This is a genomic window from Kitasatospora putterlickiae (assembly GCF_039527695.1).
Lineage (GTDB): Bacteria > Actinomycetota > Actinomycetes > Streptomycetales > Streptomycetaceae > Kitasatospora > Kitasatospora putterlickiae.
Genome location: NZ_BAAAKJ010000290.1, coordinates 1,657 through 8,496 on the forward strand (window position 1 = coordinate 1,657; position 6,840 = coordinate 8,496).

The 6,840-nt window shown below is 75.3% G+C and carries 8 protein-coding genes; 6 read left to right on the plus strand and 2 right to left on the minus strand.

From position 1 onward, the window contains the following. The 5 genes from ABD308_RS28220 to ABD308_RS28240 form a co-directional block, all read left to right on the plus strand. Positions 1–1,320: MFS transporter (locus ABD308_RS28220; protein WP_344340349.1), on the plus strand; the 1,320-nt coding region annotated here is incomplete at its 5' end. A 41-nt stretch (positions 1,321–1,361) separates the two neighbouring features. Further along, a complete protein-coding gene (locus tag ABD308_RS28225) occupies positions 1,362–2,354 on the plus strand; it encodes a TolB family protein (RefSeq protein WP_344340380.1) in 993 nt (330 codons plus the stop codon). 201 nt (positions 2,355–2,555) lie between these two features. Next, entirely contained in the window at positions 2,556–3,344 is a 789-nt protein-coding gene (locus ABD308_RS28230) for a hypothetical protein (RefSeq protein ID WP_344340352.1), read from the plus strand. Positions 3,345–3,459: 115 nt separating this feature from the next. Beyond that, the gene (locus ABD308_RS28235; RefSeq protein WP_344340354.1) at positions 3,460–4,302 is read left to right on the plus strand and encodes a hypothetical protein; all 843 of its coding nucleotides are present in this window, start codon (positions 3,460–3,462) and stop codon (positions 4,300–4,302) included. 98 nt (positions 4,303–4,400) lie between these two features. Continuing rightward, on the plus strand, positions 4,401–4,919 hold the full coding sequence (locus ABD308_RS28240; protein ID WP_344340356.1) for a hypothetical protein: 519 nt from the start codon (positions 4,401–4,403) through the stop codon (positions 4,917–4,919). A 214-nt stretch (positions 4,920–5,133) separates the two neighbouring features. On the opposite strand, the gene ABD308_RS28245 is transcribed toward ABD308_RS28240, so the two are convergent. Next, positions 5,134–5,745, minus strand: coding sequence for a TOPRIM nucleotidyl transferase/hydrolase domain-containing protein (locus tag ABD308_RS28245; protein ID WP_344340359.1), 612 nt, complete (start codon positions 5,743–5,745; stop codon positions 5,134–5,136). A 111-nt stretch (positions 5,746–5,856) separates the two neighbouring features. Here ABD308_RS28245 and ABD308_RS28250 point away from each other — a divergent pair, with 111 nt between their 5' ends. Next, positions 5,857–6,240, plus strand: coding sequence for a hypothetical protein (locus ABD308_RS28250; RefSeq protein WP_344340362.1), 384 nt, complete (start codon positions 5,857–5,859; stop codon positions 6,238–6,240). Here the strand turns inward: ABD308_RS28250 and ABD308_RS28255 are convergent. Continuing rightward, positions 6,241–6,840, minus strand: a 600-nt coding sequence (locus ABD308_RS28255; RefSeq protein WP_344340365.1) for an amidase family protein, incomplete at its 5' end; no start/stop codon positions are given. It lies immediately after the preceding gene.

Sequence of the window (6,840 nt, forward strand, 5' to 3'; positions counted from 1 at the left end):
GACGGCACGCAGGCCGGCGCCGACGGCACCGACGGCACACCCGGCACCGCCCGCCGGGTGGCCCGGGCGGCCGTCCCCGGCACCGTGGTGGCCCTGGGCGTGGTCAGCCTGGTCACCGACGTCTCCGCCGAGATGGTCAGCGCCGTCCTGCCCCTCTACCTGCTCACCGGCCTCGGCCTGTCCCCGCTCGGCTTCGGCCTGCTCGACGGCATCCAGAACGGCTTCAGCGCCGTCGTCCGGCTGGCCGGCGGCCACCTCGCCGACCGGCGCGGACGCGACGGCGCGCCCCGGCACAAGGCCGTCGCCGCCGTCGGCTACGGCCTGTCGGCGCTCTGCAAACCGCTGCTGCTGCTCGTGAACACCGTGCCGCTGATCGGCGCCGTGCTCGCCGTCGACCGCACCGGCAAGGGCCTGCGCACCGCCCCGCGCGACGCGATGATCTCGCTCGCCACCGAACCCGCCCACCGGGGACGGGCGTTCGGCGTCCACCGGGCGATGGACACGGCCGGCGCGCTGCTCGGACCGCTCACCGCCTTCCTGGTGCTGCGGACGGCCGGCGGCCCGCTGCTCGCCGACGGCGGCCAACAGCAGGGCTACCGCGCCGTGTTCGCGGTCAGCGCGTGCGTCGCGGTGCTCGGCCTGCTCGTCCTGCTGCTCTTCGTGCCGAACCGGCTCGACACCGACGAGCCGCCGACCGGCCCGCCCCGCCCGCGCGACGGGCTCGCGCTGCTGCGCGTCCCCGGGCTGCGCCGGCTCACCGTCTGCGCCGTGCTGCTCGGCCTCACCACCGTCAGCGACTCCTTCCTCTACCTGCTCGTGCAGCGCCGACTCGGCCTCGCCACCGAGTACTTCCCGCTGCTCCCGCTCGGCACCGCCGGCGCCTTCCTGCTGCTCGCCGTCCCGCTCGGCGCGCTCGCCGACCGGATCGGCCGCCGCCGGCTCTTCCTCGCCGGACACGGCGTCCTGCTGCTCGCCTACGGGCTGCTGCTCTCCCCGCTCGACGGCCTGCCGGTGGTGCTCTGCGTGCTGCTGCTGCACGGAGCCTTCTACGCCGCCACCGACGGCGTGCTCGCCGCCGCGGCCGCCGACACCGTCCCCGCCGAGCAGCGCGGCGCCGGACTCGCCCTGGTCGGCACCGGACAGGCGCTCGCCCGGTTCGCCTGCTCGCTGGCGTTCGGCGCGCTGTGGAGCGCCGTCGGCGGCACCGGCGCGCTGACCTGGTCGGCGCTGGCGCTGGCCGGCTGCGTCACCGGCGCGGCGTTCGTGCTGCGCGAGCCCGCCGCCCCCGAAGACCCCACCGACGCCGAGGTGCCCTCGTGACCACCGCCCCCCTCCGCACCCGCACCCGGGTGCTGATCCTGATGGTCGCCGTCGTGCTGCTCGGCACGGTCGGCACCGGCGCCGTCCTGTGGGCCGCCGACAGCTCCGCCGAACGCGACCGCGTCCAGGCCGGCGGCCCCGCCGTCACCCCCGGCGAGGTCACCCTCAAGGCCCCCGCCGCCCGGCAGCTGGTCTTCCGCAACATGGCCTGGGGCCCGCACCGGGACGAGATCGTCACCGTCCCCGCCGACCACCCCGACGGCCCGCGCACCTCCTCCGGCGTCCCGTGCCTGCGCTTCCACGCCGCCGCCGGCACCGGCGTCTGCCTGCGCGCCGACCGGGGCCCGCTCCAGGACACCTACCGGGCCGTCGTCCTCGACGAGCACCTGCGCGAGCTGCGCTCCTTCCCGGCCGCCGGCATCCCCACCCGCTCCCGGGTCTCGCCCTCCGGCCACCTCGCCGCCTGGACCGTCTTCGTCAGCGGCGACTCCTACGCGGGCACCGACTTCTCCACCCGCACCTCGATCGTCGACGTCCGGGACTGGAACCTCCGGGAGAACCTGGAGGAGTTCGACGTGATCAAGGACGGCAGGCCGTACCGCTCGCCCGACGTCAACATCTGGGGCGTGACCTTCGTCGACGACGACGCCTTCTACGCCACCCTCGCCACCGGAGGCCAGACCCACCTGGTCCGCGGCGACCTCGGCGCCCGCACCCTCACCACCCTCCACCAGAACGTCGAGTGCCCCTCGCTCTCCCCGGACGGCACCCGGCTCGCCTACAAGAAGCGGATCCCCGGCGCCTCCGAGGACGCCCCCTGGCGGCTGTACGTCCTGGACCTCGCCACCATGACGGAGACCGCCACCGCCGAACAGCGCAGCATCGACGACCAGGCCGTCTGGTCCGACGGCCACACCCTGCTGTACGCCATGCCCGGCGACTTCGGCGCCGACCTGTGGACCGTCCCCGCCGACGGCACCGGCTCCGCCCGGCGGCTGCTCGACGCGGCGGTCGCCCCGGCCTACCTGGGGTGACTACGGGTTCCGGGGTTGGGTGGTCCCGGGCGGAACTCGGCGCGTAGGGTCCACGTCGAGCACTATGAGTGGCCGCGCCGCGTCGCGCCGCCACGACGACGGACCGGGGGAGCAGGAACAGTGAGGCAACGAGGGCCCGATCGCGGGCTGTCGGGGGAACGCGCGACCAGTGACTCGTGGCCGGCGCTGCACGGCAGGCCCGTGCTGCGCCGCACGGTCGCGATCGGCTTGGTGATCTTCGTGTCGGTGCTGGCCGCCCTGGCCGTCCGGGGCGTCAACGCGCTGACCATCGGGCGCGGCGCGATCGAGACCGACCGCGACCGCGCCGAACTGCTGGCGGGCCTCCACCCCTCCCAACACCCGGGCGCGGGCCGCTACTACGTCCCGGTGGGCGCCGTCTACACGCGCACCCCGGACGGCCTGCCGGTCGCCTACCTGCACTACCGGCTCTCCGGCGGGCGCGAGGTCGGTGTCGGCGACTTCCTGCGCACCTACGACCTCGCGGCCCCCGGCGCCCTCGCCCCCCTGCCCGCCGACCTCGCGGAGGCCCTGGGAGGCGACGAACCGGCCGAGGCCCACGAGGTCGGCGCGCCCGTCCCGACCGCGACCCCGACCGCGACCCCGACCGTCACGCCGACCGTCAAGCCGTCCGCCACGGCCGCGGTTCCGACCGTCTCCCCGTCCGTCTCCCCGTCGCCGACCGCGAACGCCGTCCCCGAGGAGACCCCCGCCCCGGAAAGCGAGCCCGTCCTCTCGGAACCCGCCGAACACGTCGCCCAGGCCTCCGAAGCCGAGCCGGACCCCGACCCCGCCCCGGAGGAGACCCCCACCGCCACGCCGACCCCCACCCCGACCCCCGAGTCGACCCCCACCATCACCCCGACCCCGACCCCGACCCCGGCTCCGACCCTCGCCCGCCGCGTCTACGTCGCCCCCGACCCCGCCGGCCTCCCCGGCGCCGCCGACATCTACGTCCGCGCCACCGGATGACCGGCCGCACATGAGCCTTGAGACGTTCGAGTCCATCGCCGAGATCCTCAAGAACCACAGCCGCTGAGCCAACCCCCGGGCGGACGTTGTCGGTTGGGCGTGCTGTACTCCCGGCATGACGCTTCATGACGACACCCCGGCCGTTCGCTCCGAGGAGTGGGAGGCCACGCTCGCCCAGGCCTTCGGGGAGGTGCTCGGGCGGCCGCTCGCCGAGTACGACGGGAAGGCCCGGTACGGGGCCTACTACAGCGGCAACTTCCTCGCCGAGACCGAGCTGGACCGGGACCCGCGGTGGGTCGGGCGGGCCGTGCTCGCGGGGGAGGAGACGGTCGCCCAGGACCACCTGCTGCTCACCCCTCCCGGTGACCTCGACGAGACGGCCCTGGTCTTCGACGCGAGCCGTTCGCTGTTCCACGTCGAATCGAGGGGGCTGCCCGCCGAACTCGCCGCCTTCGCCGCCGAACTGGCCGCCGCCGTCGAGGAGGCCGGGCACGGGCGGTGGAACGGCGCCCTGCTGGGCGCGGACCTCGGGCGGATCGCGGAGCGGCACGGCGTCGACCTCGCCTCGCCCGGGCTGCCCGGGGACCTGTGGACGCTCTGGCGGGTCCGGCTGGCCTCCGGGGACACCCTGCTCGACGCCCTGCTCGCCGCCACCGGCCTGACCGCCGCCACCTCGCCCGAGCTGATGCCGCGCGGCCTCGGCGACTCCGCCGACGAGGTGGACGACGAGGCCCACGAGCACGTCGCCGAGGTGGCGGACCCGGCGCTGCGGGACTACCTGGCCGCGTTCTGCGACCCGGAGTCCCACGATCTCGCGCTGGCTCTCTACGGCGCGGACGGCGAGGACGGCGAGGGGGACGACGACGGGGACGGCGAGGACGAGGACGACGACGTGGTCATCAGCTGGGAGGGCGCGGTCGACCAGTACGAGATCACCGTCCACCGCCTGGAGCCCTGAGACCCCGGGCCCTCCCGCGCGGGAGGGCCCGGCCCGCACCGGATAGGGTCGCTGCGCGAACCGATGAGCGGTGCGCGCGTGGACCCGAAGGAGCTGACGTGGGCGAGGCCGTCTCCCCCGAGACCGGTGCCGACACCGTGGACCCCCGCCGGGGCGCGGAGCTCGCGGCACGCTGGTGGAAGTGGGCGCTGTCCGCGCCGGTGGAGCGCAGCCCCGTCGCCGACACCACCGGCGAGTTCGCCGGCTGGCGCCAGCCCTCCGACGTCTGGTTCCTGGCCGGCACCTACGGCGGCCGCGTCGTGCGCCGCTGCCCGATCGCCGCCGGCACCCCGGTCTTCTTCCCCGTCTTCAACACCCAGCGCGTCGCCCTCGGCCTCTCCGCCGCCCCCTGGCGGGTCGAGGCCTCCCAGGCCGAGGCGACGCTCAACGGCGTCCCGCTGAAGGTGCACGAGTTCGCCTCGAAGCGGTTCCTGGCCACCGGCATCCCGCGCGTCGCCTGGGGCCTGTGGTGCGCCCTCGACCCGCTGGCGCCCGGCCAGTACGTGCTCTCCGTCAAGGCGAACGCGGGCGGCTTCGTCGTCGACACCACCTACCACCTGGACGCCGTCGAGTTCTGACCCGCGGCACCGGCGAAACCGCCCCAACAGGCCGCCGGTGCAACCGTTTCGCCACCACACGCGGCGCCAGTACGGGACCTGATCGCCGGGCGTGGGCTCGGCGGGCCTCGCGGTGGCCACCTCCGCGAGGCCCGCGGCGTGGTCCTCGTCGGCTCGAACGCCGGCCTCTGCCCCTACCGCCGCCGACCGCCCTGAACCGACGACGCCGCCCCGCTCACAGCGCCGCCAGCAGCGCGCGCAGCGGCGCCGGCTCGTGCTCCAGCGCCTCCACCAGCAGGTGCCCGTAGCGGATCTTCCGCCCCGACTTCGTCCCCATGAACCGCCGCAACTGCCGTTCCGCCACCCCGCCCTGGTGCGCGGGCTGGCGGACGAAGGTCTGCCAGGCCGGCAGGTCCCCCTCGGCCTCGACGATCTCCTCCACCCGCGCCACGCCGAGCGCGCGGATCAGCTCCTCCTCCAGGTCCGCCACGCACACGAAGAAGCCGTCCCCCGGCGCCCCGGCGCGCTCCAGCCCGCGCTGGTAGAAGCCCTGTTCGTTCTCGTCGCAGAGCCCGGTCAGCCGCAGCCCCAGCCCCGGCGGCCCGAGCAGGCCGGCGTAGCGGGCGACGTTCATCGCCCCGCCCATCGAGACGACGCACACCCCCTCGGCGGCCAGGTCCCGCCCCCGGCGCGCGGCCAGCGTGTCGACGGCGGCGAGGTCGCTCGGCCCCTCCACCAGCACCGCCGTCCGCACGCCCGACCGCTCCGCCGCCTCGCCCGCCGGCCCGCCGGGGCCGCCGGCCGCCCACGCGGTGACCGCCTCCCGGAACGCCTCCATGTCCACCATGGGGCCGATTCTGCCCCCGAACGGACGGCGCGGCCCGGAATTTTCGCGGCCGGAACCGCGCGCGGGGACCGAGCGTCCTCCCCTTCACCGCAAAGATCATGGGGGGAAACCGTGTTCGACTACATCCGTGGGCGCAGCCTTGCCGTCAGAGTCGGCCTGGCGGCCGCCGTCGTGGCGATCGTTCCCGTGCTGCTCGACTTCAAGAGCGAGAGCCTGGTCCGCGAGAACGGTCGGATCACCGCCTACAACTACCTCAGCTTCTCCGCCCTCATCGCCGCGGTCGCCGGGCTCCTCTACGCCTACCGCCGCTTCCACGCCGCGAAGTTCACCGGCGCGCTGACCGGTGCGGTCAAGGTGGCCCTGGCCGTCGTCGTGCTGGTCAGCCTCTTCCAGGGCGTCCGTGGCACGGGCGTCGTGCCGGCCCGGACGGAGTGCCAGGCCGCCTTCAGCCTCAACCTGTGCCGCCCGGCCGACGACGGCCCGAAGGGTTCGTGATCACGGGCCGGGGCGCGGATCGATCGGTGTGAGGACTCCGAGGCGGTCCTCCACCGCCTGGGCGGCGTCGAGGCACAGGTCCTCCCGGAACGCGCGCCCGATGACCTGCACGCCGGTCGGCAGGCCGTCGGCCACTCCGGTCGGCACGGCGACCCCGGGGACGCCCGCGAAGCTGGTCGCCGTGCACAGACGCATGGCCGAGCCGACGCGTTCCCGTCCGGCCAGGTCGCGTGACTCCAGGCCCGGCTCCACGGGCGGCTCCGTGAACACCGGTCCGAGCAGCAGCGGGTACGCGTCGAGGAACTCCGCCCAGGAGCGGCGGATGCCCAGCCAGACGCCCATCAGGTGCGTGAACTCCGCCGCGGTCGCGGGCGGGGTCTTCTCCATCGTCATCTGGATGAAGCGGTCGCCGCCCTCGCCGAGCAGTGTCCGCACCACGGGCCAGGTCGGGGCGAATTCGGTCGCGACGATCCGGTGGTACGCGTCGACCGCCTCGTCCAGCCGTGGCACGTCCGCGACCTCCCGCACGTCGTACCCGGCGTCCCGCAGCGCGTCGGCCGGGGCCTCGACGGCGCCGCGGACGGTGGGGTGGACGCCGTG

Bases quoted from the DNA above. Each gene is read 5' to 3' on its own strand.
- ABD308_RS28245 (WP_344340359.1), bottom strand. From the start codon at position 5,745: ATGGTGGACATGGAGGCGTTCCGGGAGGCGGTCACCGCGTGGGCGGCC.
- ABD308_RS28235 (WP_344340354.1), top strand. From the start codon at position 3,460: ATGACGCTTCATGACGACACCCCGGCCGTTCGCTCCGAGGAGTGGGAG.
- ABD308_RS28225 (WP_344340380.1), top strand. From the start codon at position 1,362: ATGGTCGCCGTCGTGCTGCTCGGCACGGTCGGCACCGGCGCCGTCCTG.